Source organism: Nonomuraea sp. NPDC049486, assembly GCF_040676925.1.
Lineage (GTDB): Bacteria > Actinomycetota > Actinomycetes > Streptosporangiales > Streptosporangiaceae > Nonomuraea > Nonomuraea ferruginea.
The window spans coordinates 77,006-102,504 of record NZ_JBFAPV010000009.1 but is presented as its reverse complement, the minus strand read 5'-3'; the positions used below and the strand labels follow the sequence as shown (position 1 = coordinate 102,504).

The following is a 25,499-nucleotide window of genomic DNA, read 5'->3' as shown; positions in this document are numbered from 1 at the left end:
GAGGCTCAGATGCGTATCAAATCCGCGTTGGCGGCGGTGGCGGTCGTCGCGCTGGCCGCCGCGTGCGGCAGCGGCGGCGGGGACACCGGCGACTCCTCGGGCGGGTCGGGCGAACCGGTCAAGCTGGACTTCCTCAGCCTCGCCTGGCAGAAGGAGTCGGTGGAGGCCAACAAGGCGATCGTCGAGGAGTGGAACAAGGCCAACCCGGAGATCCAGGTCACCTACGTCCAGGGCAGCTGGGACAACGTCAACGACCAGCTCGTCACCTCGTTCGAGGGCGGGGACGCGCCGGACGTCTTCCACGACGACTCGCCCGCGCTGGCCGGCTTCGCGTCCAAGGGCTACCTGCTCGACCTGAAGGACAAGCTGCCCGCCTCCCTGCAGAACGACATCCCGCAGGCCGCCTGGGACACCGTCACCTTCGACGACGGCAGCGGCAACCAGGGCGTGTTCGGCGTGCCGTTCCTCCAGGAGTCGCAGGTCATCATCGCCAACAAGAAGCTGCTCACCGAGGCCGGGGTGCGCATGCCCACGCCCGCGGAGCCGTGGACGTGGAACGAGTTCGCCGACGCGAGCAAGAAGCTCACCAAGGGCGACACGTACGGCGTCGCCTGGCCGATGAAGTCGCCGGTCAACAAGGTGCTCAACCTGGCGCTGAACTTCGACGGCACCTTCTTCCAGACCGCCGGCGGCAAGACCACCGTCAAGGTCGGCCCCGAGGAGAAGGCGGTCCTGCAGCGCATCCACGACCAGCTCTACAAGGACAAGACGGCCGACCCGGCGGCGCTCGGCATGGGCACCGCCGACCCGCTGCCCGGCTTCTTCGCCGACAAGTACGCGATGCTCCCGGTCGGCGTCTATCTGCGCCAGCAGGTGGCCGAGCAGGCCCCCGACGGCTTCGAGTGGGTGACGCTGCCGCCGCTCAAGGGCACCACCTCGAACCAGGGCGCGGTGTCGCAGACCCTGTCGGTGTCGGCCGACAGCCAGCACCAGGAGCAGGCCATCCAGTTCATGTCGTTCTTCCTGAACGGCAAGAACCAGGCCCGCCTCGCCAAGGGCGACTGGCTGCTGCCGACCTCGCAGGAGGCCGCCTCCGACCCGTCGATCACCGGCCAGGAGGACGGCTGGGACGTCGCCACCGCCTCCGCCAAGGACCTCGTGGTGGCGCCGTTCCTCAAGGTGAACGGCTACGACGAGTGGAAGAGCAAGGTGGCGACGCCGGTGCTGCAGGAGTTCTTCGCCAACAAGGTCACCCTGGACGAGGCGGCCAAGCGGCTCGTCGAGGAGGGCAACGAGGTGCTGGAGCGGTATCAGCGGTGACGTATCGCGACAGGGCCCGGGGGTGTCTGCTCGGCCTGGCGGCCGGCGACGCCCTCGGGGCGCCCGCCGAGAATCTCACGCCGGAGGAGATCCGCCGCCGCTGGGGGCGGCTCACCGAGATCGAGGGCGGCGGCACCGACGACACCGAGTACGCGATCTTCGCCGCCGGGCTGCTGGCCGAGCACGGGCACGGGCTGACGTCCGCGCTGGTCGCGGCCGCGTACCGGGAGCGGGTGATCCCGGCCGTGACCGGGCCGATGCGCGGGGCCGGGTTCTCCGAGCTGGGAACCGTCCAGGCGCTGCGGCGCGGGCTGGAGCCGCCGCTGACCGGGCTGGTCCACCAGCACGGGTGGTCCGACGGGCTCGCCATGCGGGCCGCCCCGTACGGGGTGTTCTGCCCGGGGGACCCGGCGGAGGCGGCCCGGCTCGTGACCGAGGACGGGCGGGTCAGCCAGTCGGGCGAAGGCATACTCGGCGGCCGCGCGGTCGCCGCGGCCGTCGCCGCCGCGATGGCCGGGGCCGATCCGTCCGACGCGGTGGAGGCGGCGCTGTCGGCGGTGCCCGCCGACTCGTGGACGGCGAGGAACATCGTCCGGGCGCGCGCCGCGCTCGCCGCCCCCGACCCGGCCGTCGCGCTGCATGAGGCCGTCGTGGTCAGGCACTACCCGTGGACGGACCTCGCGCCCGAGGCGGTGGCGCTGGCTCTGGCCGCCTACCTGTACGGCGCGGGCGACGTGGAGGAGTCCGTCACCTTCGGGGTGAGCCTGGGCAGGGACGCCGACACCATCGGCGCCATCGCGGGCGCCGTCGCGGGCGCGTCGCGGGGCGAGCGCGGCGTGCCCGCGCGCTGGGCGGCCAGGATCGGCCCCGCCACCGGAAAGTGCCTGCCGGTCGTCGCGGGCCGGGACATACGGGACGTCGCTGACGACCTCGCCACCGCTCACGCAACCGCGAGCACCCGGGCGACGCGACCCGGCCGCGCCAGCGAGAACCCGGCGGGATCGGGGCCTCCCGGGGGAACCACGACGGAATCCGCGGGTACGCCGGGATCGGCGGCACTTCCCCGCCCGGCGGGATCTGCCGGTGCGGCTGGACGGCCTCCGGCGGGGCCGGGCGGATCCGCGGATGCGGCCGGAGGCGGAACGGCGGGGCCGGATGCCGGCGACGAGCGGATGGAAGGGCTGTAGGACGCATGTCGGGGGACAGGATCGCGGGAGCCGTCGTCGGGCTCGCCGTGGGAGACGCCGCGGGCTGGCCCGCGGCCAGGCATCGGGCCGCGCTGCACGCGCCGTGGAGCCGCAGGCTGCACCGGGAGCTGGACGCCTTCGCCGAGGAGCACCGGCTCACCACGCTGCCGGTGCCGTTCGCGCTGAACCAGCCGACCGCGCCGCTGGCCGTCGGCCCGTCCGACGACGCGGAATGGCTCGCCTGGACGCTGCTCACCATGGGCACGCCACGCGCCGACGCGTTCCGGGCGCTCGTCGGCCGCGACGACATCAGGGCCCGCGTCTCGGTCGCCACCGCACTGGACAACCTGGCCAGAGGCGTCGAGCCGCCCGCCAGCGGCCACGACAACCCGCACCACTTCGACGACGCCGCCGCCGTGAGAGCCGTCGCCTACGGCCTGCGCGGCGCGGCACCGGACGAGGACGCCCAGGTCACCAACGCCGGCGACGGCCTGCTCGGGGCCCGCGCCGTCGCCGCCGCCGTGGCCGAGGCCGTCGCCACCGGCTCGGCGGCCGAGGCCGTCGGCGCCGCGCTCGCCGTACTGCCGGAGGACACCGCCATCGGGCACAACGCCCGCCTGGCGCTGGCCGCCGCCCGCGCGGCGGGCGACCCGTTCGGCGCGGTGCCCGCGCTGGACGCTGCCCTGCTCGACCACGTTTACAGCTACGGGGTGGGCGCCGCGCTGACCGTGCCCGCCGCGCTCGCCCTGACCGAGGCGTCGGACGGCGAGCTCGGCCGGGCCGTGCCCGCCGCCGCGTGCCTGGCGGCGCTGGCCGACTCGGCCCCCGCGCTCACGGGCGCGCTCACGGGGGCCTGCGGGGGGTACGGTGCGATCCCGGAGGGGTGGATCACACCGGCCCGCACGCTCGCCGGTTGTTGCCTGCCGGAGCTGGCGGGCAAAGATCTCATCGAACTTCTGAAAGGACTCTCATGACGCCGCTTGAAGACAGGGCGACTGGCTGCGTGGCGGGGGCGGCGGTCGGTGACGCGCTGGGCGGCGCGACCGAGGGCTGGACCCCCGAGCAGATCGTGGAACGCTACGGCGGCCGGGTCGAGGGCATCGTGCCGCCGTTCAACGACGACTGGCGCAACGCCCGCCCCATCGCCCCGTACCACAAGGGCGACGGCCACATCACCGACGACACGCTCATGACGCACGCGCTCATCCGCGTGTACGAGAAGGCGCGCGGCCACCTCGACGCGTACGCGATGGCCGAGCACATGGTGCCCGAGCTGATGGCCGAGCGTCAGTGGATCCCCGAGCTGGAGGCCGAGGCGCTGCCGCTGCAGCGGATCTTCCTGGCCGAGAAGTGGATCGTCGCCCGCCTCCACTACGGCCACGCCGACCCGCGCGAGGCCGGCACGGGCAACATCGTCAACTGCGGCGCCGCCATGTACGTGGCCCCCGTCGGCGTCGTCAACGCGGGCGACCCCGACGCCGCCTACGCCGAGGCCGTCGACCTGACCGGCGCGCACCAGTCCAGCTACGGCCGCGAGGCAGCCGGGGTGATGGCGGCGGCGGTGGCCGAGGCGATGCGGCCGGGCGCCACCGCCGACTCGGTCGTCGCCGCCTGTATCCGGCTGGCCAAGGACGGCACCCGCGCCGCCATCGAGGCCGTGTGCGAGACGGCTCGCGGGCTCGGCCACTGGGACGGTTCGTTCGAGGCGCTCCGCACCGCCGTGCGGCCCTACGACACGGTCGCCGACACCTACCGCGACCAGGGCCTCGGCGCCCGCAGGCCGAGCCGCGTGCACAGCATCGAAGAGCTGCCGCTGGCCCTGGCCTTCCTGGTGATCGCCAAGGGCGACTACCGGGAGACGGTGCTGGGCGGCGTCAACTACGGCCGCGACGCCGACTCGATCGCCTCCATGGGCGGCGCCATCGCCGGCGCGCTCGGCGGCCTCGGCGCGGTCCCGCAGGAGTGGATCGAGCGGGTGGGCATCGCCAGCCGCACCGACCTGGTGGCGCCCGGCCGCGCCCTCGCCGCCGTCGCCCGCCGCGTGCACGCCGGCGACGTGGCCCGGCGCCGCGCCCACGAGGCCGCGTTCGCCGCGCTCCTGGAGGATCGATGATCCGGCTCACCTGGGTCCAGCCCGAGGACCTGGTCGGCCACGAGCTGAGGCAGGCCGCCGAGGACGGCAGGGACGCCACGCTGGTCGCGAAGCGCTGGCACGCCGCCGGCGGGCACGACGCCCCGCCCCGCGCCGGCGCGTCCGAGCCCGGCGCGCGGGCGCTGCGCCCGCTCGCCGAGGAGCTCCTGGACGAGCTGGCCGCCCTCCCGTCGCCGCTCGACGAGCCCGGCGACCTGCTCGCGATCATCGCCGCCTGCCCCGGCTGGCCGCGGCCCGCGCGCGGCGTCGTAGCGGCCCACGACCGGGTGCTGGGCGCCTGGCAGGGCCGCGCCGCCGGGTGCGTGCTCGGCAAGCCGGTCGAGAAGATCCCGCGTACGGGCATCAGGGAGATCGCCGAGGCCACCGGGAACTGGCCGATCCGCGGCTGGTTCACCGCCGAGGGCCTGCCGGACGAGGTGGCCGCGCGGTGGCCGTGGAACCGGCGCAGCGCCGTCAACTCCCTGGCCGAGAACATCGACGGCATCCCCGAGGACGACGACCTCAACTACCCGTTGCTCGCCCTGTCCGTGCTCGAACGGCACGGCCGCGGGTTCTCCACCGACGACGTGGCCAGGCTCTGGCTCGACGAGCTGCCCGCCGGGCGCACGTTCACCGCCGAGCGCGTCGCGTACCGCAACCTCCTCGACGGCGTCGAGCCCCCGCGGACCGCCACCCGCCGCAACCCGTTCAGGGAGTGGATCGGCGCGCTGATCAGGGCGGACGTGTACGGGTGGGTCAACCCGGGCGATCCCGGCACCGCCGCCGAGTACGCCTGGCGGGACGCCCGGCTCACCCACACCGCCAACGGACTCTACGGCGCCATGTTCGCGGCCGCCATGTGTGCCTCCTCGATGGTCGCCGGCTCCGCCGAGGAGGTCGTCGAGGCGGGGCTGTCGGTGGTGCCGCCCCGATCCCGGCTGCACCGGGCGGTCCGGCAGGCGGCCGAGGACGCCGCCCGCGAGGACGACTTCGAGCGCGTCGTCGACCTGCTGCACGAGCGGCACGGCGACCTGCACTGGGTGCACACGATCCACAACGCCGCCCTCATCGCCGCCGCCCTCGTGCACGGCCGCGGCGACTTCACCGCCACCGTCGCCGGAGCCGTCGCCGGCGGCTGGGACACCGACTCCGCCGGCGCCACCGCGGGCTCCATCGCCGGCGCGCTGAACGGCGGCGTCCCCAGCGAGTGGGCGCTGCGCGACAGCCTGGCCAGCAGCCTGACCGGCTTCGACGGCATCGGCCTGGAACAGCTGGCCCGCCGCACCCAGGAGTTGATGCACCCGTGATCACCGTCTTCGGCAGCGCCAACATGGACCTGGTCGCCTACGTCGGCCGCGCGCCCAAACTGGGCGAGACCGTGACCGGGCGCGACTTCCGCACCGTGCCCGGCGGCAAGGGTGCCAACCAGGCCATCGCCGCCGCCCGCGCGGGCGCCCCGGTGACGTTCCTGGGCGCGGTCGGCGAGGACGCCTTCGGCGCCGAGATGCGTGACACCCTCGCCGGGGCGGGCGTCGACGTCGGGCTGCTGCGCCGGGCGCCCGGCGTGAGCGGCATCGCGCACATCGTGGTCGACGACGAGGGCGGCAACTCGATCATCGTCGTCCCGGGCGCGAACGGCACCGTCACCGGCCCCACCGCGGCCGAGCGCGCCGTCATCGCCGCCTCGCGGGCCCTGCTGCTCCAGCTGGAGCTGCCGATGCCGGCCGTCACCGCCGCCGCCCGCGCCGCCCGCGAGGCCGGCGTGCCCGTCATCCTCACCCCCGCCCCCGCGCAGCCGCTGCCCGAGGCCCTGCTGGACGCTGTCACCCTGCTGCTGCCCAACGAGCACGAGGCCGCCGGCATCACCGGCGCCGCCGACCCCGGCGCCGCCCTGGACAAGCTGCTCGAACGGGTCGAAGAGGCGGTCATCACGCTCGGCTCCCAGGGCGCGCTGTACGGATCGCGCGCGGGGGAGCGGCTCCACGTGCCCGCCGTACCGGTCAAGGCGGTCGACACCACGGCGGCGGGCGACACGTTCGCCGGGGCGCTCGCGGTGGCCCGCGCCGAGGGGCGTCCTGCGGCGGAGGCTCTCCGCTTCGCCGCGGCGGCGGCGGCGCTTTCCGTGCGGCGCGAGGGGGCGTCCACCTCGATGCCGCTCCGCGCCGAGATCGACGCCGAGCTCGCCGCCGCGCCCGGCTGACGCCGGCCCCATCGGATCCGGGCCCGCCCGCATCGAACCATGAGGTGAGGGCACGGGGAAGGTATGAGCGAGAACCCCGGCGACACGCCCCCTGCGGCGGACGGCCTCGGCGCGGAGAGCGACGTGGTCGCGGAGCGCTCCGGCGCCAGCACCGAGAAGTCCCGCCGCCCCATCCCCGCGGACCCTCCCGAGGCCCGCGACGAGCCGGAGCGGCCCGACGAGGACCGCCCCGAGGAACGAGACCATGCCGAGGGCGAGGAGGAACGCCCCGACATCGGCCCCACCGGCTGAAAGCAAGGTCATGCGGGCGCCCTCGACATCGGCCTCATCGGCTGAGCGCAAGGCGATGTCCGGGGGAGACGAGCGCACCTACGTCGGCCTCGTCAGTCGGTGAGGTTGAGTGGTGTGGTGATGACCAGCTCCCAGCCGGGTTCCGGGGCGGCGTCGTAGTCCAGCCACACGATCATCGGCCTGCCCCTGTCGTCCAGGGTCATCGCGAGGGTTTCGCCCGCGCCGCCACGGATCCTGGCCACGGGAGTGCTCGTGCAACGGCCCCCGGTGCACGTCGCCAGCATGATCCTGGTCCCCCCGCCGTTCTGGAAGGCGACCAGGATCCGGCCCGCCCGGTCCAGGACCAGCGCCGGGGTGGCCAGGTCCGTGTCGCCGGCGTCCAGGGTGACGACGTCCGCCCGCGCGCAGTCAGGGGTGCGGCAGTCCAGCAGCTTGGCCGCACGGTCGCGTACGTCCCGGTACGCGATCACCGGACGGCCGTCCGCCCGCACCGCCAGCGTGAGCCCGGTCTCCTGGCGCAGCCCGGCGTCGTCCCGCGCCGGATACGGCGGCACCGGCCTGGTCACGCGCGGTCGCCGGCAGCCCGCGTCCGCGCACGAGATGACGTGGATCTGGCCGGTGACGACGTCGAACCGGGCGGCCACCGGCCGGTCCCCGGGCCCCGCCGCGACCGCCAGGACGGGCGGGCCGTGCAGATACGCGGCCGGGGCCAGCCGCGCGGCCTCGCTCGGCTCCGGCCGGGAACAGGCCGCGTCCGCACAGGAAACGAGGGTGACGAGGTCGTCGCCGTCGTCCGCCCGCTCCCTGTCGGCGAAGGCCACGACCAGCCCGCCGTCCCGTCGTACCGCCATCGCCACCCCCGCGTGGAACGGCCGGTCGCGCGCCTCAGCGACGACCGCCCCGCCCGGGGCCGCCGCGCAGGCGAAGGTCCCGCAGTGTGACACCCTGAGCCGCGGCCCCGACCAGGTGGTCACCGCCATCCTGCCGTCCGGCAGCCGCGCGGCGGCGTACCCGTTCCTCGCCTTGTCGGAGAGAGCCGCCACGTCGTCCGCCCAGGCGAGGCCGGCCCGTTCGCAGGAGGGATCGCCGCACGTCAGCACACCCGCGGCGGTGTACAAGCCGTCCACCACCACCTTCAGCTCGCCGTCGTGGCCGGCGTGCGCGCTCCGCAGCTCCCACGGCCGGAACGACGGCAGGCGGGAGAGCGCCCCGGCCCCCGATCCCAGGGCCACGGAATCCTCGCCTCCGGACACCACCGTCTCGGTGACCTCCGTCCACCCGAACGGGTTGACCAGCACGATCCCGCCGAACAGCAGCCCCGGCGCCAGCACCACCGGCCACAGCGCCGCCCTGACCGGCCGCGCCGTCCCGGCCGGCACGCCGTGCTCCAGATCCTCGTCATGCGTCTCGGTACGCCAGGCCACGCAGTGCAGGAACTGCCGCGCCACCACGGCCGCCTGGACCGGCGTCACGGCCAGCGCCAGGACCGTCCCGGCCACCGCCCACCCCGCCGTGGACAGCGGCCCCGGCAGCGGCGCCAGGGCATGTTCCGCCGCCCGCGCCACCGCCACGGGCACCACGACCATCCCGAGAGCCAGCGTGCAGGCCGTCGGCAGTTCCCGGTAGCGGACCAACCGGTAGGCGCGGACGACCGCGCCCGTCGCCGTGCACCCGTGCAGCATGACCGACGGCACGGCCAGCAGACCGGGCATCGCCACCAGCCCCAGCACCGCCATGACCACGGTGGCCGGCCATTCCCGGCCGGTCACCACCAGCACGCCGAACCCGGCGGCCGTGATCGCCGCGTACGCCACCGAGGCCAGCACGACCAGGAGGAGCATGGCGGGGAACCGCCGCGCGGCCATCCGCAGCGCCACCACCGGCGGAACCCGGCGGCCCACCAGCCACCCGGCCGCGAGCACCACCGTCGCCGGGAACACCACCGCCTGCGCGAGCACCACCAGCGCGGCCAGTGTCACCGTCCAGGCCAGCAGTTCCCCGCCGGACGCCCCGATCAGGTCCAGCCGCCCGTCGACCACCGCCGCCGACCCGCCCGCCCACACCACCATCACCAGCAGGACGAACCCGGACAGAGGCGCATGCACGAGCGCGCCGGGCACCGCGAGCGGCACCAGCCGCCGTACCCCGTCCAGAGAGCCCCGCCACAGCACCCCGGAGCCGCGCATCCGCTCCACCAGCTCGATGCGTGTCATGGGGGAACGGTGACAGAGGGCAGCCTCCGTCCACGTCTCATGTGTCGCGAACGGTCTGATTTCGCTCGGCAGCCCGCCCTGTACAGGCGACGATATCCACACCGTTATGAAAGCCGGTCGAATATCACTATTGGACGGACCCGGCCGGTTTCTGATCTTCTTCTCGGCATGACACGACTGCGACTAGGGGTTCTGGCATCGGCCATCGCCGTGCTGCTGGGCGGTCTCGCGCCCGGGGCGGGCGCCGCCACCGGCTCCGAACTGGACAAGACGCTGCGGGAACTGGAGAAGACCTACGACGGGCGTATCGGCGCGGTCGGCATCGACCTGGCGACCGGCAGGACAGTCGGCTACCGGGCCGGCGAGCGCTTCCCGTTCAACTCCAGCTTCAAGGTGTTCGCGTGCGCGGCCGTGCTGCACAAGGCGCGCACCAGCGCCCCCGGGCTGATGGACAAGGTGATCCGCTGGAAGCCCGCCGACATGGCCGAGCTGACCGGGAACTCCCCGGAGACCACCGAATACACCGACACCGGGATGACACCCGCCCAGCTGTGCCGCGCCGGCATCACCAAATCGGACGGCTTCGCGGGCAACACCCTGCTGAAGCAGATCGGCGGGCCGCCCGGCCTCACCCGGTTCTTCCGCGCCACCGGTGACCAGACCAGCCGCCTGGACCGTACGGAGCCCACGCTCACCCACTGGGCGCCCGGCGAGAAGCGCGACACCACCACCCCCGCGGCGGCCGCCCGGACCTTCGCCGAGCTGACCACCGGCAAGACCCTCCACGCGCAGGACCGGGCGCGGCTGGTCGGCTGGCTGAAGGCCAGTCTCACCGGGGCCAACCGGATCAAGGCGGGACTTCCCAAGGACTGGACGGTCGGCGACAAGACCGGCACCGGCGGCGCGAGCAACCACGGCACGGCCAACGACGTCGCGATCGTCTGGACCCCCGGATCGAGCGCGCCGATCATCCTTTCGGTCTTCACCAACCGCAACGACGACGACACTCCGCACGACGACAAGGTGATCGCCTCCGCCGCGACCGCCCTGGCCAAGGCCCTCGGCAAGCTGTAACAGCCACCGGGCAGTCGCGACGCCGTCCCTGTCAGGGGGGCACAGTCCGTGCGGCAGCCCTTCGGAGAGACGTACGCGGGACAGCCGGTCACGCGCAGCCGGGGCGGGAACGCGCCGGGCGTGCTCACAATGCCCGCTCCGCCGCCTCCTGCTGCCGCAACAGCTCGGCGAGCTGGGCGACGTCGTCAGCGTCGATCGTCTGGCAGAGACCGTGTCGGATCTCGTGCTGCGACAGGCGTCGGCCGTTCCGGGTCGCCCACAGGCGTCCTGCGGAACTGCGCCACATGCACCAATCAGGAAAAGTCACCTGGAGGTCTTCGAGAATTACCGGTGTGGACATGCGGTAAGACTGCTTACTCAAGAGTGACGAATCCACCACGTTATTCAGACGTCCGGGATGTGATGGCGTTACGCTCAGAACGTCCCTGGCGTCCTCCAGTCCGAGGTGTATCGTGACCAACGTCTCTCTACGCGCCGCCATGCTGAACGCCCAGGTCGCGAACCAGAGCTTGGCCGACCGGTGGAGTTGACGTCAAGACGGTCGAACGCTGGTTGCAGGACGAAGCTCGTATCCCGCACCTGCGGCACCGGTGGGCCGCCGCAGAGGCACTAGGAGTTGAGGCAGCCGTGCTATGGCCAGACGCAATCCGCAACACGGTGAAAACGGGGCCGGACAAAGAAGTCTTGTCAGTTTATCCGTATCGCTCTGCATGCCCGAAATCGATTTGGCGCAATCTCATCAACGCGGCGCGCAACGAGATCGTGTTCGCCGGTTACACGAATTACTTCCTGTGGCTGGAACATCCCAACCTGGCGAAGGCGCTCAAGCGGAAGGCTCAACAGGGCTGCAAGATCCGGTTCCTCGTCGGCGACCCGGAGAGTGACGTCACACGGAGCCGTGAGGAAGCGGAGAACGTCCCCTTGACCGTGTCCACACGCATCCGGATCACCCTGTCGGAGATCGAGCGGCTACGCGACGTCCCTGGGATCGAGGCCAGGTACGGCGACGAGCACATCGCCATGAGCGTGTTCCGGTTCGACTCCGAGATGCTTGTGACGCCTCACCTGGCCAAGCTGGTCGGACACGACTCGCCCATGCTGCACCTGAGGCGTCATCAGGACGACGGCCTGTTCGATCGGTTCGCCTTTCACGCCTCGGAGCTGTGGAGCAGCGGCAGGGACGTGTGGTAGCAGCCCCGGACGCCGGGTCAGCCCGGACGGGACCGGGTCCAGGAATGATCGGGGATCGTCTCACCAGGGGACAGCCGCCGGGCGGAGCCCGGCACAGCAGGACGTCCGAGCGTCAGCGAGGGCCTTTGTGGACGGGTGGGCTGACGGGGGCAAGGGGCGGGCGTGTGGGAAAGCGACGGGTGGTGTCAGGGGCTCAGGTGGTGGGCGCACTCGTCGCGGTAGCGTTCCGTACGGGCTCGTAGGCCGGTCTGGTCCGCCAGCAGGGACCGGGAGGCCGACGGCAGCACCGCGTGCCGTACGGAGGCGAACAAGCGTCCGACGTCGGCCGGAGTCGCTCCCTGGGCGCCCAGCCCCGGCGCCAGGATCGGGCCGTTGAGGCGGTCGAGCGGGTAGCCGGGGTCGGTGACCGTCGCGCCCACCACCACGCCCACCGAGCCGAGCGGGTCGCGACCGGCGTTCGCGGCCCGTACCCCCTCGTAGATCTCCCCGGCCACCGCCTCCTGCAGGCGCGCGCCCTCGGGGTTGGAGGTGCGGGCGAGGACGAACACGCCCGCGTCGGCGGCCAGCGCCGAGGTGATCGCGCCCGCCAGGCTGCCGAACCCCAGATAGGGGCTGAGCGTGACCGCGTCGGCCGCCAGCGGGCTGCCCCGGTCGAGGTAGGCCTCCGCGTAGGCGGCCATGGTGGCGCCGACGTCGCCGCGCTTGACGTCGAGCAGCACCAGCGGGCCGGCGTCGCGCAGGTCGGCGACGGTGCGCTCCAGCACCGCGACGCCCCGGCTGCCCCAGCGCTCGTAGAAGGCCGACTGCGGCTTGACCACGGCGGCCAGGTCGCTCACCGCGTCGACCACACCCCGGCTGAAGTGCTCAAGACCGGCGGGGGAGTCGTCCAGCCCCCACGCGTGCAGCAGCTCGGGACTGGGGTCCAGCCCCACGCAGAGCGGTCCGTACTTGTCGATCCTGGCTCGTAACCGTGTTCCGAACGACTCGGTCATCACACGCCCCCTTCGTGAAGTCGCATGGGCAGTCTTCCCGAGCGGGCGCTCCGGGTAAAGCGACGAACATGTACGAGATCGCTCGCCGCACGCTGACGTTGCGCACTGAGCCCCCTCGGGAGGTGGTCGCCGCCATCGGCATGCCGTACGCGGAGGCCGGGGGAGACTGGTCCTGCCCGTACCGGATCGACGGGCTGGCCGGCTGGGAGCACGAGCGGAAGGCTACCGGAGCCGAATCCCTGCAGGCAGTGGAGCTGGCGATGGCGATGGTGCGGGCGGCGCTGGCGGGCTCGCACGAATCCAGGGAGGGCCTGCTCGCCTCGGAGGAGGAGCCGGGCGGCAGACGTCCCTGCACCGTCTACACCAGCTGGGACCGCTACCACAACATCGCCTATATATCGATGAAGCATGAGATCGTGGCGGGCGAGGCGGCGCGGCAGGTGGTCGCCGACGGCGTGGTGCTCGACTTCGGCGGCGGCGGCGAACTATTGGGCGTGGAGCTGTCCGACGCCGAGACCCTGATGCCGGCGCAGATGCGGCTGTAGGTCGGCACCGCACTCTTGCTAATACGAATTAGTCCTTGACCGCGCAGTATGCGCGGTCGCACAATGTCGCACTAATGCGCATTAGCAACGGAACGGGTGACGGACTGTGACGAGTTCGGGGCGGCGTCTGACGCAGCAGGACATCGCGCGGATGGCCGGGGTGAGCCAGACCACCGTGTCCCTGGTGCTCAACGGAAAGGCCGAGAGCGAGGTGCGGATCTCGCCCGAGACCCGCGACCGGGTGCTCCAGGTGATCCGCGACACCGGCTACGTGGCCGACCCGGCGGCGCGCCGGCTGGCCGAGCGGCGCAACCGCATCTACGGCGTGTTCACCTACGAGGCGGTCTTCCCCGCCGAGAGCGCCGACTTCTACCACCCGTTCCTGGTCGGCATCGAGGAGTGCGCCGAGGAGGCGGGCTGCGACCTGCTGCTGTTCACCAGCGCCAAGGCGGCGCAGGGGGAGCGGCGGCGGATCTTCAGCGCGGAGAGCCGGATCCGGCTGGCCGACGGCTGCGTGCTGCTCGGCCGCACCGTCGACCGCGACGACCTGGCCAGGCTGCTGGCCGAGCGCATCCCGTTCGTCTCGGTCGGCCGCCGCGACGACGCGGGCGGGCCCGTGCCGTACGTGGGCGCCGACTATCCGCCGGCGGTGCGCGCGCTGGTCGCGCGCGCCGCCGCGCTCGGGCACCGGCGGATGGCCTACGTCGGCGTGGGCCGCGGCGCGGAGTCGTACGCCGACCGGCTGCGCGGCTTCACCGCGGGCGTCGCGGAGACCGGCGCCGAGGGTCTGCACCTGACCACCACCGCCGGGCTGTTCGAGTCCGGCGCGACCGTGGTGTTCGCCGAGGAACTGGCCGACGGCGCGGCCATCGCCGAAGCGGCCCTGGCCCGGGGCCTGGACGTGCCGCGCGACCTGTCGATCGTCGCGCTCGGCGCGCCCACCAGGCCGGTCTCCACCGACATCGACTTCACCGGGTTCCGCATCCCCCGGCGCGAGATGGGCCGCAGGGCCGTCGAACTGCTCACCCGGGTGCTGGAACGCGGCGGCAACCCGCAGGAACTGCTGGCGTGCGAGCTCGTCGACGGATCGACGCTGGCGCCCGTCCCCGACGAAAGGTGATCCCCCACGTGGTTGAGATATCGGCAGACGCGCTCGTCGTGGGCGGCGGGCTGGGCGGCGTGGCCGCCGCCCTCGCCCTGCTGCGGGCGGGCCGCTCGGTGGTGCTCACCGAGGAGTACGACTGGCTGGGCGGCCAGCTCACCAGCCAGGCGGTGCCGCCGGACGAGCACACCTGGGTGGAGCGGTTCGGCGTCACCGCCAGCTACCGGGCGCTGCGCGACGGCATCCGCCGCTACTACCGCGACCACTACCCGCTGACCGAGCGGGCGCGGGCGTGGGGCGAGCTGAACCCCGGCGCCGGCCACGTCAGCAGGCTCTGCCACGAGCCCAGGGTCGCGGTCGCGGTCATCGAGGCCATGCTCGCCCCGTACCGCGGGTCGGGCAGGCTGCGCGTGCTGCAGCCGTACCGCCCGGTGGCGGCCGAGACCGACGGCGACCGCGTGACGGCGGTGCGGCTCGCGCACCGCGACGGCGGCGGCGAGATCACCGCGACCGCCGCGTACGTGCTGGACGCCACCGAGACCGGCGAGCTGCTGCCGCTGGCCGGGGTCGAGTACGTCACCGGGTTCGAGTCGCAGGCCGAGACGGGCGAGCCGAGCGCGCCGCAGGAGGCCCAGCCGCTCAACATGCAGGCCGTGTCCGTGTGCTTCGCGATGGACCACGTGGACGGCGACCACACCGTCGACCGGCCGGCCTCGTACGACTTCTGGCGGTCCTACCAGCCGTCGTTCTGGGGCGACAAGCTGCTGTCGTGGCGCTGCCCCAGCCCGCGCACGCTGGAGATCGTGGAGCGTTCCTTCACCCCCAACCCCGGCGACGACCCCCGGCTGGTGGAGGCCGACCAGCGGGTCAACCCCGGCGACGCCAACCTGTGGACCTTCCGCAGGATCGCCGCCCGCGACAACTTCCTGCCCGGCGCGTACGAGAGCGACATCACGCTGGTCAACTGGCCGATGATCGACTATCTCGAAGGCCCCGTCATCGACGTGCCGGACGCCGGCCGGCACCTGGCGGCGGCCCGCGAGCTGTCCCTGTCGGTGCTCTACTGGCTGCAGACCGAGGCGCCCCGCCACGACGGCGGCACCGGCTACCCCGGCCTGCGCCCGCGCGGCGACGTCACCGGCGGCGCCGACGGCCTGGCCATGGCCCCCTACATCCGCGAGTCCCGGCGCATCCGGGCCCTCACCACCGTCACCGAGCAGGACCTGTCCGCGGCGGTGCGCGGCGACAAGGGCGCCGTCTCCTACCCCGACTCGGTGGGCGTCGGCATGTACCGCATCGACCTGCACCCCTCGACCGGCGGCGACAACTACATCGACGTCGCCTGCTCCCCGTTCGAGATCCCCCTCGGCGCGCTCATCCCGCGGCGGACGGTCAACCTGCTGCCCGCCTGCAAGAACATCGGCACCACGCACATCACCAACGGCGCCTACCGCCTGCACCCGGTGGAGTGGAACGTCGGCGAGGCCGCCGGCGCGCTCGCCGCGTTCTGCCTGGACCACGCCACCACCCCGCACGCCGTGCGGGAGGACGAGCGGCTCCTGGCCGACTACCAGCACCGCCTCACCCGCGACGGGGTGGAGCTGCGCTGGCCCGACGTCACCGGATACTGACGAAGGAGAACCCCCCATGAAGACGAAGCTGGCCGCCCTCACGCTGAGCGCCCTGCTCACGGTCACCGCCTGCGGCGGCGGAGGCGGCGACGCGCCGGCCGCGCAGGGCCCGCAGCCGCTCCGGATGACGATCTGGACCTCGAACGAGGCCCACCTCAAGCTGTTCAAGGAGATCGCCGACGACTACCGCAAGACCCGCCCGGAGACCGGCGAGATCACCTTCGACCCGCTGCCGTTCGAGAACTACACGACCACGCTCACCACCCAGATCGCCGGCGGCAACCCGCCCGACCTGGCCTGGATCCTGGAGAACTCGGCCCCCGACTTCGTCGGCTCCGGCGCGCTCGTCCCGCTCAAGAGCAAGATCCAGAATCCGGGCGAGCTGGTCCCCGCCGCGACCAAGCTGTGGGAGAAGGACGGCGAGCTGTTCGCCTACCCGTTCTCCACCTCGCCGTTCGGCGTGTTCGTCAACACCGACCTGGTCAAGGCCGCGGGCCAGAAGACGCCCCAGGAGCTGATCAAGGCGGGCCAGTGGGACTGGGAGCACGCCAACGAGATCAACAAGGCGGTGGCCGCCAAGGGCAAGCACGGCCTGACCATCTGGGACTTCGACTACAAGGGCTGGGACAACCTGGCCACCATCTGGCGCGGCTGGGGCGCCACCGCCTACAGCGAGGACGGCACCGCCTGCCGGTTCAACAGCCCCGAGATGGTCGAGGCGATGACATTCCTGCACACGATGATCTTCAAGGACAAGGCCATGCCCGCCCCCGGCACCGTCGCCGACTTCTTCGCCGGCGACGCCGCCATGGTCGTCGCGCAGATCTCGCGCGCCGCCATGCTGGAGGACGGCGAGTTCGGCTGGGACCTGGTGCCGCTGCCCGCGGGGCCCAAGGGTGAGTACGCGGTCATCGGGCAGGCCGGGATCGGCGTGCTGAAGAAGTCGCCCAACGCCGAAGCGGCCGCCGACTTCCTCGCCTTCTTCACCGACGAGGCGAACTCCGCCAAGCTCGCCGCCTACTTCCCGCCCGCCCGCGACTCCCTGCTCACCGCCGAGACCATGGCCAAGACCAGCCCGCTGCTCAAGCCCGAGCAGCTCCAGGAGGTCGTGATCGACGGCATCGAGACCGGCGTCGTCAAGCCGAGCCACACCGGCCAGGCCGAGCTGGCGCAGACCGTCCGGGCCTCGCTCGACGCGCTGTGGGTGGCCGACGCCGACGTCAAGACCGTGCTGGACGGCGTGTGCGCGAAGATCCAGCCCATGCTCGGCGCGTGACATGACCGCGACGGACATCGGCGACCGGGTGGCGGGTCGCGCCGCCGCCCGGCGCCGCCCCTTCTGGACCATCCCGCGCCGCGACGCCCTCGTCGGCTACCTGCTCGTCTCGCCGCAGCTCGCCGGCAGTGTCCTGTTCGTGCTGCTGCCGCTCGGCCTCGTCGTCTGGTACAGCCTCCAGGAGTGGAACGTACTGGCCGGCACGTTCGAGTTCGTCGGCGGCCGGAACTACGAGAAGCTGCTCGCCGACCCCAACATGGGCGCGGTCCTGACCAGCACCGCGCTGTTCTCAGTAGGCCTGGTCGTGCTCAACCTCGCCCTCGCGCTCACCCTGGCCATCCTGCTCAACCAGAAGCTCGCCGGCACCACGTTCTTCCGCACCCTGTTCTTCTCGCCGGTGCTGGTGTCGCTGGTCGCCTGGACCATCGTCTGGCAGTTCCTGCTCCAGGGCGAGGGCGGCGTCAACGGGCTGCTCGCCGTCGCCGGCGTCGACGGGCCCAACTGGCTGCGCGGCGAGGGCACCGCGCTGCTGTCGGTCGTCGTCGTCCAGGTGATCAAGAACGTCGGCCTCAACATGGTGCTCTTCCTGGCCGCGCTGCAGGGCGTGCCCCGGCAGCTCTACGAGGCCGCGCACCTCGACGGGGCCGGCGCGTGGACCCGCTTCCGCCGCGTCACGGTGCCGCTGATCAGCCCCACCATCCTGCTCACCTCGATCATCACCGTGGTCGGGTCGCTGCAGGTGTTCGCCCAGATCGCGGTGCTCACCCAGGGCGGGCCCGGCATGTCGACCACGGTCCTCGTCTACTACCTCTACCAGCAGGCCTTCCAGTTCCGGCACTTCGGGTACGGGGCGACGCTGTCGGTCCTGCTGTTCCTGATCGTCGCCGTGCTGACGCTGGTGCAGTGGCGGATGCGCCGGAAGTGGGTCTTCCATGAGTCGTAGGGTCAAGCTCGCGTTGTACGGGGCGCTGTGCGCGCTGTGCGTGCCGTTCGTCTTCCCGACCTGGTGGATGGTCACCTCGTCGGTCAAGCCGATCAGCGACATCTTCTCCTTCCCGCCGTCGCTGCTGCCCGGCCGGTGGGACTTCTCCTCGTACGGGCGGGTGTTCGAGCTGCAGCCGTTCGCCCAGCAGTACTGGAACAGCCTCTACATCGCGGCCGTCGTCACCGTGGGCACGATGGCGGTCGCCGCCATGGCCGGCTACGCCTTCGCCCGCATCCGCTTCCCCGGGCAGAACGCGTTGTTCGTGGTCGTGCTCGTCGGGCTGCTGATCCCGAGCGAGGTGACGATCGTCCCGTTGTTCCAGATGTTCCACACCGCCGGTCTGACCGACACGCACTGGCCGCTGATCCTGGTGCCCATCCTGGGCGCGCCGAGCGTGCTGGCCACGTTCATCATGCGGCAGTTCTTCATCGCGCTGCCGGGCGAGCTGGAGGAGGCGGCCCGCGTCGACGGGCTCGGCCGGTTCGGCACCTTCGCCAGGGTCGCGCTGCCGCTGGCCCGGCCCGCGCTCGGCGCCGTCGCCATCTTCACCTTCCTGCACTCGTGGAACCTCTACCTCGAACCCATCGTCTACCTGTCCACGCCCGCCAACTTCACGCTCCCGCAGGCGCTCACCCAGTTCGTCGACGCCTACGGCGGGCCCATGTGGAACGTGCAGCTCGCCGCGGCCAGCATGACGGCGCTGCCCGTCCTGGTGGTGTTCGTGCTGGCGCAGCGCCAGTTCATCGAAGGACTGGCGCACACCGGACTGAAAGGCTGACCACGTCATGCGCCCGCCCTGTCCTGCGCCGCCATCACCTCCTCGGCGTGCTCGAACGCCCAGGCGCCGAGCGCGCCGATCGGCTCGACGAGGCTCCGGCCCAGGTCCGTCAGCTCGTACTCGACGCGGGGCGGCGCCTCGGCGTAGGCCCGGCGGTGGACCAGGCCGTTGAACTCCAGGCGGCGCAGCGTCTCGGTGAGCACTTTCTGGCTGATGCCGCCGATCTGGACGCGCAGGTCGGCCGGGCGGCGGGGGCCGTGGCGCAGCGACCACAGGACGACCGCGTTCCAGGTGTTGGCCAGCAGGTCGAACGCGAGTCTGGCCTGGCAGTCGGCGAGGAACAACGCGGCCTCCGTAAGGCACCAGATGGTGCGTATCGGGCTTTCTAGGGTCTCTCCTACATGTACCAGCACGTGGAGGAGTGACATGCGGATCGGGATCCTGGGAGCGGGGAACATGGCCGGCGCCCTCGGCGCCCAGTGGACGAGGGCCGGGCACGAGATCATGGTCAGCGGGCGCGACCCGGCCAGGGCGGCGGCCCTGGCCGCGACGACAGGCGCCCGGGCGGGCACGTTCCGGGAGGCGGCCGGGTTCGGGGACGTCGCCGCGGTGGCGGTCCTGGCCGAGGCGGTGCCCGCGGTGCTGGCCGAGGCCGGGGACGCGGCGCGGGGGAAGCCGGTGATCGACGTCACCAACGACGTGGGACCGCACGGTTTCCGGCCCGTCGCCCGCGAGATCGCCCGGCTGAGCGGCGGGCACGTGGTCAAGGCCTTCAACCTGTGTCACGTGGACGTGTGGCGGATGACGCCGCCCGTCTTCGGCGGGCGCCCGCTCGCCGTGCCGCTCTGCGGCGACGACCCGGACGCGCTCGCGCTCGCCCGCGGGCTGGCCGCGGACCTGGGGTGCGCACCGGTCGACGGCGGCGGGCTCGGCCGGGCCGAGCTGCTGGAGGCGACGGCCGCGTTCATGATCGGCCTCTGGTCCGGTGGCGCCGACGCCCAGGCGGTGCTGCCGCCCCTGGAACACTCCGGCGCCCACCCGCCCGCCTGACGGGCACCGGGTACGACTCCTGGTGTACATGCGATGACGACCGCCGGCGGATGCCCGCGAGGGCGGGGGCCGCGATCCTGGTGATCTCGTACGAGGTCGAAGGAGAAACCAGTGGTCACCCAGGTCGTGCAGCGCAGCGGATATCTGACGGCGTTCCGGGCGGCGGCGCTGCTCAACGCGGCGGCGGTGCTCTTCCAGGCCGTCACGGCCGGCCAGATGCTCGGCGGCGCGGGGCCGGGCATGCACGGGGCGGGCTCGGGGGCCGTCCACGTGCTCGGCCTGGTCCTGCTGGTCACGGCCGTCCTGTTGTGGCGGCCGGGGCGCGGCGCGGGCTGGCCGGCTCTGGTCAGCCTGGTGGCGCTGCTGCTGGGGTTCGTGCAGACGATGCTGGGCGGTTCCGGCCAGGTGCTGGTCCACGTCCCGCTCGGGGCGGCGCTGTTCGGGGTCAGCGTGTGGCTCGTGACCTGGTCGTGGCGGCCCTAGCGGCCGGGTCCCGATGCCTGGCCAGGTGGTCGGCCCTGCGGATCGGCTCGGGCAGCCGGTAGCGCGGCGTCAGGGCCAGCACCTGGCCGGTCGCCGTCTCCAGCGAGATGCGGTGCCCCTGCGACACGTACACCGGCTTGACGCCGTCACGGGTGCGCAGGGCGCGTCCGACCACGACGCCGTCCAGCTCGATGGGCGACCACGCGCCACGCTCCGGGGGCGGCGGCTCGTGCGCGCCCACGAAGGGGGTCTTGCCGACGCCCAGCGCCGGCAGGCCCGTCAGCACGCCCACATGGCAGGCCAGGCCGAAGCCGCGCGGATGCGCCAGCCCGTACCCGTCGCACACCAGCAGGTCCGGCGTGACGGTGAGCCGCTCCAGCGCCTCCACCAGCGCGGGCAGCTCGCGGAAGGCGAACAGGCCGGGCACGTAAGGGAAGGCCGCCTTGCCGTGCACCACCACCTGCTCCACCACGGACAGCGTGGCCGCGTCCAGCACCACCACGGCGGCGGACAGGTCGTCGTCGCCGTGGTAGTGCACGTCCAGGCCCGCGACCGTGGCGAACCGGTCCGGGCCGGTCAGCTCGACGCGCGGGCGGAGCAGCTCCTGGACGGCCTCCGCCTCGGCGACGCTCTCCGGCCAGGGATGAAGAAGATCGACACGCACCCCGTCAACCTACGCCGGGCCACTTCTATACCGATACAAGATTAAGCAAAGGCCCAGATGGTGAAACTTCTGTAGTGTCGGAAGTCATGAGCGATGTCCTGGTGCTGATCGGCCCTGGACTGGCCGCGGACGAGGCCCTCCTGGGCGAGATCGCCGAACGCGAGTTCGTTTCCCTGGGCGTGCGCGGGGTCATCACCCGCGTCCGCGACCCCGACGACGTCCGGGCCCGCACCCGCCGCCGCCATCCGGGCTGGGGCGGCGGGCAGGGGGAGCGGCACAACTCGGCCGGCCACGCGGTCGTCATCCTGCCGGGACCCGGCGAGCTCCGGACCCTGATGGCCGAGCCGCTAGGGCCCGTCACCTGGCTGGACATCTGGCGGGCGGACGGCGTGGAGGTGGCCGAGGACGCCACCCACCTCCACGGCCGCGGCCTCGCCGGCCTCCGGTGGGCCGTCCGCCACGCGGTCCACCGCATCAGACACCCCCACGTCCGCATCCCGTACGGCCCTCATCGAGACCAGTGGGGCCACCTCTACCTCCCGTCAGCGGGCGACGCGGGGCCCGCGCGTGCGGTTCCGGAGGGCGGCGCCCCTTCGGGGGCCGCACCCAAGGACGGGCCCGCGAGCGCGGCTGCGGAGCACGGCGCCCTTTCGGGGGTGGGTGCGGGGTCCACGCGCGCGGTTCCGGAGGGTGATGTCCCTTCGGGGGATCCCTCGCCGGCCGGCGACGTGGGGTCCGCGATCCCGGTCGCGGAAGGTGATGCCGCTTCGGGGGAGCATGGGGTCCCCCTGCTGCCCCGCAGGCGTGCCGCGGCGCCGGGGGTTCGTGCCGGGGAGGTGGCCGGGGGTCCGTCGCCGGTGGTGGTGCTGGTGCACGGCGGATACTGGCGGTCCGTCTGGGCGGCCGACCTCATGGAGGCGCTCTGCGCCGATCTGACCGCCCGCGGGTTCGCCGTCTGGAACCTCGAGTACCGCCGCCCCGACCTGCACGGCTGGGACGCCACCACCGCCGACGTGGCCGCCGGGATGGAGGCGCTCACCCGCCTGGACGCGCCGCTCGACCTGGGACGGCTGGCGGTCGCGGGACACTCGGCCGGGGGCCAGCTCGCGCTGCGGGCCGCCGCCGACGGCGCCGGGGTGGCGCTGGCCGTGTCCCTGGCCGGGGTGCTCGACCTGGTCGAGGGCGACCGGCGCTGGGTCGGCACGGGCGCGGTGGCCGCCGCGCTCGGCGTCACCACCTGGGACGACCTCCCCGAGCGGGAACGCTCCACCGCCGAACGCGTCTACGGCGGCGCGTCGCCGCTGGTACGGGTGCCGATCAAGGTGCGGCAGCTGATCGTGCAGGGCTCCGGCGACGACCTGGACCTGGTGGACTTCGGCCGGCGGTACGCGCGCGCCGCGGCGAACGCCGGAGACGAGGTGACCTATCTGGAAATGGTGGGTGACCACTTCGCCGTAATCGACCCCCGCACCCCCATCTGGGAAGCCACCGCCCACGCCATCGCCGAAGCGCTCCACTAGCTCTGGACATCACGCGGCCTCGCCCGTACGAAGGAGTGATGGAGGTCACGATCGTCGGCGCGGGGCTCGTCGGGTGCCTGCTCGCCTGCTTCCTCGCCCGCCGCGGACACGAGGTCACCCTGTACGAGCGACGCCCGGATCCGAGAAGGGCCGGGGCCGGCGGCGGCAGGTCCATCAACCTGGCGATCTCCGAGCGGGGCGTCGACGCGCTGCGCCGGCTGGGCCTGGACCGGGAGGTGCTCGGAGCCGCGATCCCGATGCCGGGCCGGATGATGCACGCCCTCGACGGCGAGCTCACCTTCCAGCCCTACAGCGCCGACCGCGGGCACGCGATCAACTCCATCGGCCGCGCCGAGCTCAACAGGATCCTGCTGGACGCGGCCACCGCCATGCCGGGGGTCAAAGTGCTGTTCGAGCACCGGCTGACCGGGCTGGACGAGCGGACCGGCAGGCTGGAGTTCGGCTCGGGCGCCACCGCCCGCGCGCGGGTGGTGATCGGCGCCGACGGCGCCCACAGCGCGGTCCGGGCCCGGTTGCAGGCCCTGCCGGGCGTCGACTTCAGGCAGGAGTACCTCGACTACGGCTATAAGGAGCTGACCATCCCGCCCAGGGACGGCGCGTACGCCATGGAGCCGGGGGCGCTGCACATCTGGCCGCGCGGCCGCGCCATGATGATCGCCCTGCCGAACCCCGACCGGTCGTTCACCTGCACCCTGTTCTGGCCGCACGACGACCTGGCCGCCCTCGACACCCCGCAACGGATCAGGGCGCGCTTCGCCGCTGAGTATCCGGACGCGTTCGAGCTGATGCCCGGCCTGGTCGAGCACTACCAGGCCAACCCCGTCGGCCACCTCGTCACCATGCGCTGCAGCCCCTGGCACGTGACCACCGGCGAGGTGACGGCGGGGCTGATCGGCGACGCCGCGCACGCCATCGTCCCCTTCTACGGCCAGGGCGCCAACTGCGGCTTCGAGGACTGCGTCGAGCTCGACCGGTGCCTCGACGAGACAGGCGACGACTTCGCCGCGGCGCTGGAGCTGTTCGAGCGGCGCAAGGCCGACACCGACGTGATCGCCAGGCTGGCGCTGGACAACTTCGTGGAGATGCGCGACAAGGTCGGGTCCCGCCTGTTCCTGGCCGGCAAGCGGCTGGAGCACGCGCTGGAGCGGGCGCTGCCCGGCCGGTACGCGTCCCGCTACGAGCTGGTGTCGTTCTCCACCACCCCGTACTCCGAGGTGGAGCGGCGCGTCACCCGCCAGCGCCGCTGGGCCGCCGCCACCGGACTGGCCGCCGCCCTCCTGGCGGCCGGACTCACCCGTACGGCGCGCCGCAGATGAGGCGATCCTGACAGCCCCGGCCACCGCGAGGGGACGGACGCCGCCTAGCATGTCCGGGTGATCGTGGGAGAGGTGCTCGGCCTGCTCGCCGTCGGCGCGTTCGCCGGCGTGGTCAGCACCGTGGTGAGCCTCGCCTCGATCGTGTCCTATCCGGCGCTGCTCGCGTTCGGGCTGCCGCCGCTCACCGCCAACGTCACCAACACGGTCGCGCTGCTGTTCACCGGCCTCGGCGCGGCCTTCGGCTCGCGGCCCGAGCTGGCCGGGCAGGGGCCGCGGGTGCTCAGGCTGGGCTGGCTGACCATGCTCGGCGGCGCGACGGGCGCCTTCCTGCTGCTGGTCACCCCGTCCGAGACGTTCGAGCAGATCGCCCCCTGGCTGATCGGCCTGGCCTCGCTGCTGCTGATCCGCCCGCCCCGGGGAGAGCTCGACAGCGAGCACGGGCCGCTCATGCGCTGCGCGCTGTTCGCCGTCGCGATCTACGTCGGCTACTTCGGGGCGGCGGGCGGCATCCTCATGCTGGCGGTCCTGTCGTCGATGCTGGAGGGCAGCCCGGCCAAGCTGAACGCGCTGAAGAACGTGCTGTCCGGGATGGCCAACGCGGTCGCCGCCACCGGCTTCGCGGTGTTCGGGCCGGTCGACTGGGGCGCGGCGGTCCCGCTGGCCCTGGGGTTCCTGCTCGGCGGCTGGTTCGGCCCCAAGATCGCCCGGCGCCTCCCCGGCCAGAGCCTCCGCTACCTCGCCGCCGCCTGCGGCCTGGCGGTCGCGGTGAAGCTCGGCTACGACGCGTACACGAGCTGACCGCCGTTCAGACGAGCCCGGCGAAGCGGTGGGCCACCTCCCGCCAGATCGGCGCGGAGACCGGCTCGTCCGCCACCGCCCGCGCGTACACCTCGTCCGGGTCGAACCCGTCGGCCCGCCACTCCCTGATCCGGGCCGGCGGCACCTCCGGGTGGAACTGCACCCCCCACGCCCGGCCGCCCACCCGGAACGCCTGGTACGGGCAGCGCGCGGTCTCCGCCAGCCACACCGCGCCGGGCGGCAGCGCGGTGATGGCGTCGACGTGGTGCTCGATGGCCGGCACCACGCCGGGCAGGTCGTGGAAGAGCGGGTCATCGGCGGCCTCCGGCCGGATGGTGACCGGCAGGCTGCCGTTCTCGGGGGCGCCCGCGTCGGCGGTCACCTCGCCGCCCGCCACCTCGGCGATCATCTGCCCGCCCAGGCAGATGCCGAACAGCGGCACCTCCGCCGCCAGCGCCTCGGCCACCAGCTTGCGGGTCGGCGCCAGCCACGGCGCCCGGTCGTCGTCGCCCGGCAGGTAGCCGCCGCCCAGCATGATCATGGCGTCGTGCCGCAGCCGGTCGGGCACCGGCTCGTCGTCGTAGGCGTGCACCACGTCCAGCCGCAGCCCCGCCTCCTCCAGCCAGCCGCCCCACCGGCCCGGGCCGCCGCTCCGGCTGTTCTGCACCACCAGGACGTCACGCATCGCGGGCCTCCGCCATCGAGCCGAGCATCAGTTCGTCCACGTCCCC

The 25,499-nt window shown here is 73.0% G+C and carries 26 protein-coding genes; 20 read left to right on the top strand and 6 right to left on the bottom strand.

Annotation, left to right across the window (positions count from 1 at the left end; genetic code table 11):
* Nucleotides 1-9: 9 nt before the first annotated feature.
* The 7 genes from AB0K05_RS25620 to AB0K05_RS25590 all read left to right on the top strand — a co-directional run bounded on the left by AB0K05_RS25620 (nt 10) and on the right by AB0K05_RS25590 (nt 7,129).
* Nucleotides 10-1,320 (top strand): sugar ABC transporter substrate-binding protein, encoded by a 1,311-nt coding sequence (locus AB0K05_RS25620; protein ID WP_364232273.1) that lies wholly within the window; start codon nt 10-12, stop codon nt 1,318-1,320.
* Nucleotides 1,317-2,507, top strand: coding sequence for an ADP-ribosylglycohydrolase family protein (locus AB0K05_RS25615; protein ID WP_364232271.1), 1,191 nt, complete (start codon nt 1,317-1,319; stop codon nt 2,505-2,507). Before AB0K05_RS25620 ends, AB0K05_RS25615 begins: the two co-directional genes overlap by 4 nt.
* Nucleotides 2,508-2,512: 5 nt before the next feature.
* Entirely contained in the window at nt 2,513-3,481 is a 969-nt protein-coding gene (locus AB0K05_RS25610; RefSeq protein WP_364232269.1) for an ADP-ribosylglycohydrolase family protein, read from the top strand.
* Nucleotides 3,478-4,620 (top strand): ADP-ribosylglycohydrolase family protein, encoded by a 1,143-nt coding sequence (locus AB0K05_RS25605; protein ID WP_148030727.1) that lies wholly within the window; start codon nt 3,478-3,480, stop codon nt 4,618-4,620. Before AB0K05_RS25610 ends, AB0K05_RS25605 begins: the two co-directional genes overlap by 4 nt.
* Complete coding sequence (locus AB0K05_RS25600) at nt 4,617-5,945, top strand: ADP-ribosylglycohydrolase family protein (RefSeq protein ID WP_364232266.1); 1,329 nt, start codon at nt 4,617-4,619, stop codon at nt 5,943-5,945. Before AB0K05_RS25605 ends, AB0K05_RS25600 begins: the two co-directional genes overlap by 4 nt.
* Entirely contained in the window at nt 5,942-6,838 is an 897-nt protein-coding gene (rbsK, locus tag AB0K05_RS25595) for a ribokinase (protein ID WP_364232264.1), read from the top strand. Before AB0K05_RS25600 ends, rbsK begins: the two co-directional genes overlap by 4 nt.
* A gap of 63 nt (nt 6,839-6,901) precedes the next feature.
* Nucleotides 6,902-7,129, top strand: a complete 228-nt coding sequence (locus tag AB0K05_RS25590; protein WP_148030730.1) for a hypothetical protein — start codon at nt 6,902-6,904, stop codon at nt 7,127-7,129.
* A gap of 92 nt (nt 7,130-7,221) precedes the next feature.
* On the opposite strand, the gene AB0K05_RS25585 is transcribed toward AB0K05_RS25590, so the two are convergent.
* The gene (locus AB0K05_RS25585) at nt 7,222-9,342 is read right to left on the bottom strand and encodes a hypothetical protein (protein ID WP_364232260.1); all 2,121 of its coding nucleotides are present in this window, start codon (nt 9,340-9,342) and stop codon (nt 7,222-7,224) included.
* A gap of 168 nt (nt 9,343-9,510) precedes the next feature.
* Between AB0K05_RS25585 and bla the strand changes: the two genes are divergently transcribed.
* Nucleotides 9,511-10,416, top strand: a complete 906-nt coding sequence (bla, locus tag AB0K05_RS25580; RefSeq protein WP_364232257.1) for a class A beta-lactamase — start codon at nt 9,511-9,513, stop codon at nt 10,414-10,416.
* 124 nt (nt 10,417-10,540) lie between these two features.
* Here the strand turns inward: bla and AB0K05_RS25575 are convergent, their stop codons facing one another.
* Nucleotides 10,541-10,756 (bottom strand): hypothetical protein, encoded by a 216-nt coding sequence (locus AB0K05_RS25575; RefSeq protein ID WP_148030734.1) that lies wholly within the window; start codon nt 10,754-10,756, stop codon nt 10,541-10,543.
* 287 nt (nt 10,757-11,043) lie between these two features.
* Here AB0K05_RS25575 and AB0K05_RS25570 point away from each other — a divergent pair, with 287 nt between their 5' ends.
* Nucleotides 11,044-11,607, top strand: coding sequence for a hypothetical protein (locus AB0K05_RS25570; protein ID WP_364232254.1), 564 nt, complete (start codon nt 11,044-11,046; stop codon nt 11,605-11,607).
* 185 nt (nt 11,608-11,792) lie between these two features.
* Here the strand turns inward: AB0K05_RS25570 and pyrF are convergent, their stop codons facing one another.
* Nucleotides 11,793-12,599 carry an orotidine-5'-phosphate decarboxylase gene (pyrF, locus tag AB0K05_RS25565; protein ID WP_364232251.1) on the bottom strand — a complete coding sequence of 269 codons (807 nt, stop codon included), beginning with the start codon at nt 12,597-12,599 and terminating at the stop codon, nt 11,793-11,795.
* Nucleotides 12,600-12,667: 68 nt separating this feature from the next.
* Between pyrF and AB0K05_RS25560 the strand changes: the two genes are divergently transcribed.
* The 6 genes from AB0K05_RS25560 (at nt 12,668) to AB0K05_RS25535 (ending at nt 18,916) form a co-directional block, all read left to right on the top strand.
* On the top strand, nt 12,668-13,144 hold the full coding sequence (locus AB0K05_RS25560; protein WP_148030736.1) for a DUF2283 domain-containing protein: 477 nt from the start codon (nt 12,668-12,670) through the stop codon (nt 13,142-13,144).
* A gap of 106 nt (nt 13,145-13,250) precedes the next feature.
* Nucleotides 13,251-14,264: a LacI family DNA-binding transcriptional regulator gene (locus AB0K05_RS25555; protein WP_364232247.1), complete on the top strand. Its 1,014-nt coding sequence runs from the start codon at nt 13,251-13,253 to the stop codon at nt 14,262-14,264.
* Nucleotides 14,265-14,272: 8 nt separating this feature from the next.
* Nucleotides 14,273-15,877 (top strand): FAD-dependent oxidoreductase, encoded by a 1,605-nt coding sequence (locus tag AB0K05_RS25550; RefSeq protein WP_271279794.1) that lies wholly within the window; start codon nt 14,273-14,275, stop codon nt 15,875-15,877.
* A gap of 16 nt (nt 15,878-15,893) precedes the next feature.
* On the top strand, nt 15,894-17,153 hold the full coding sequence (locus tag AB0K05_RS25545; RefSeq protein WP_364232243.1) for a sugar ABC transporter substrate-binding protein: 1,260 nt from the start codon (nt 15,894-15,896) through the stop codon (nt 17,151-17,153).
* Nucleotide 17,154: 1 nt separating this feature from the next.
* Nucleotides 17,155-18,096 (top strand): sugar ABC transporter permease, encoded by a 942-nt coding sequence (locus tag AB0K05_RS25540; RefSeq protein WP_271279792.1) that lies wholly within the window; start codon nt 17,155-17,157, stop codon nt 18,094-18,096.
* Nucleotides 18,086-18,916: a carbohydrate ABC transporter permease gene (locus AB0K05_RS25535; RefSeq protein ID WP_148030740.1), complete on the top strand. Its 831-nt coding sequence runs from the start codon at nt 18,086-18,088 to the stop codon at nt 18,914-18,916. Before AB0K05_RS25540 ends, AB0K05_RS25535 begins: the two co-directional genes overlap by 11 nt.
* Nucleotides 18,917-18,921: 5 nt before the next feature.
* Here the strand turns inward: AB0K05_RS25535 and AB0K05_RS25530 are convergent, their stop codons facing one another.
* Entirely contained in the window at nt 18,922-19,260 is a 339-nt protein-coding gene (locus AB0K05_RS25530) for a helix-turn-helix domain-containing protein (RefSeq protein ID WP_246640733.1), read from the bottom strand.
* A gap of 82 nt (nt 19,261-19,342) precedes the next feature.
* Here AB0K05_RS25530 and AB0K05_RS25525 point away from each other — a divergent pair, with 82 nt between their 5' ends.
* Complete coding sequence (locus tag AB0K05_RS25525) at nt 19,343-19,966, top strand: NAD(P)-binding domain-containing protein (protein WP_345482692.1); 624 nt, start codon at nt 19,343-19,345, stop codon at nt 19,964-19,966.
* Nucleotides 19,967-20,077: 111 nt separating this feature from the next.
* Nucleotides 20,078-20,449, top strand: a complete 372-nt coding sequence (locus AB0K05_RS25520; RefSeq protein WP_148030743.1) for a hypothetical protein — start codon at nt 20,078-20,080, stop codon at nt 20,447-20,449.
* On the opposite strand, the gene AB0K05_RS25515 is transcribed toward AB0K05_RS25520, so the two are convergent.
* Nucleotides 20,412-21,113 carry an endonuclease V gene (locus AB0K05_RS25515; RefSeq protein ID WP_271279367.1) on the bottom strand — a complete coding sequence of 234 codons (702 nt, stop codon included), beginning with the start codon at nt 21,111-21,113 and terminating at the stop codon, nt 20,412-20,414. The genes AB0K05_RS25520 and AB0K05_RS25515 overlap by 38 nt on opposite strands.
* A gap of 86 nt (nt 21,114-21,199) precedes the next feature.
* On the opposite strand from AB0K05_RS25515, the gene AB0K05_RS25510 reads away from it, so the two are divergent.
* Genes AB0K05_RS25510 through AB0K05_RS25500 form a run of 3 tightly spaced genes read left to right on the top strand, consistent with a single transcriptional unit; the run spans nt 21,200 to nt 24,768 of the window.
* On the top strand, nt 21,200-22,633 hold the full coding sequence (locus AB0K05_RS25510) for an alpha/beta hydrolase fold domain-containing protein (RefSeq protein WP_271279366.1): 1,434 nt from the start codon (nt 21,200-21,202) through the stop codon (nt 22,631-22,633).
* A gap of 38 nt (nt 22,634-22,671) precedes the next feature.
* Nucleotides 22,672-23,970 carry an NAD(P)/FAD-dependent oxidoreductase gene (locus tag AB0K05_RS25505; protein WP_271279365.1) on the top strand — a complete coding sequence of 433 codons (1,299 nt, stop codon included), beginning with the start codon at nt 22,672-22,674 and terminating at the stop codon, nt 23,968-23,970.
* A 57-nt stretch (nt 23,971-24,027) separates the two neighbouring features.
* The gene (locus tag AB0K05_RS25500; protein ID WP_261808462.1) at nt 24,028-24,768 is read left to right on the top strand and encodes a sulfite exporter TauE/SafE family protein; all 741 of its coding nucleotides are present in this window, start codon (nt 24,028-24,030) and stop codon (nt 24,766-24,768) included.
* A 7-nt stretch (nt 24,769-24,775) separates the two neighbouring features.
* On the opposite strand, the gene AB0K05_RS25495 is transcribed toward AB0K05_RS25500, so the two are convergent.
* Entirely contained in the window at nt 24,776-25,453 is a 678-nt protein-coding gene (locus tag AB0K05_RS25495; RefSeq protein ID WP_364232237.1) for a type 1 glutamine amidotransferase, read from the bottom strand.
* Between the last annotated feature and the right edge of the window lie 46 nt (nt 25,454-25,499).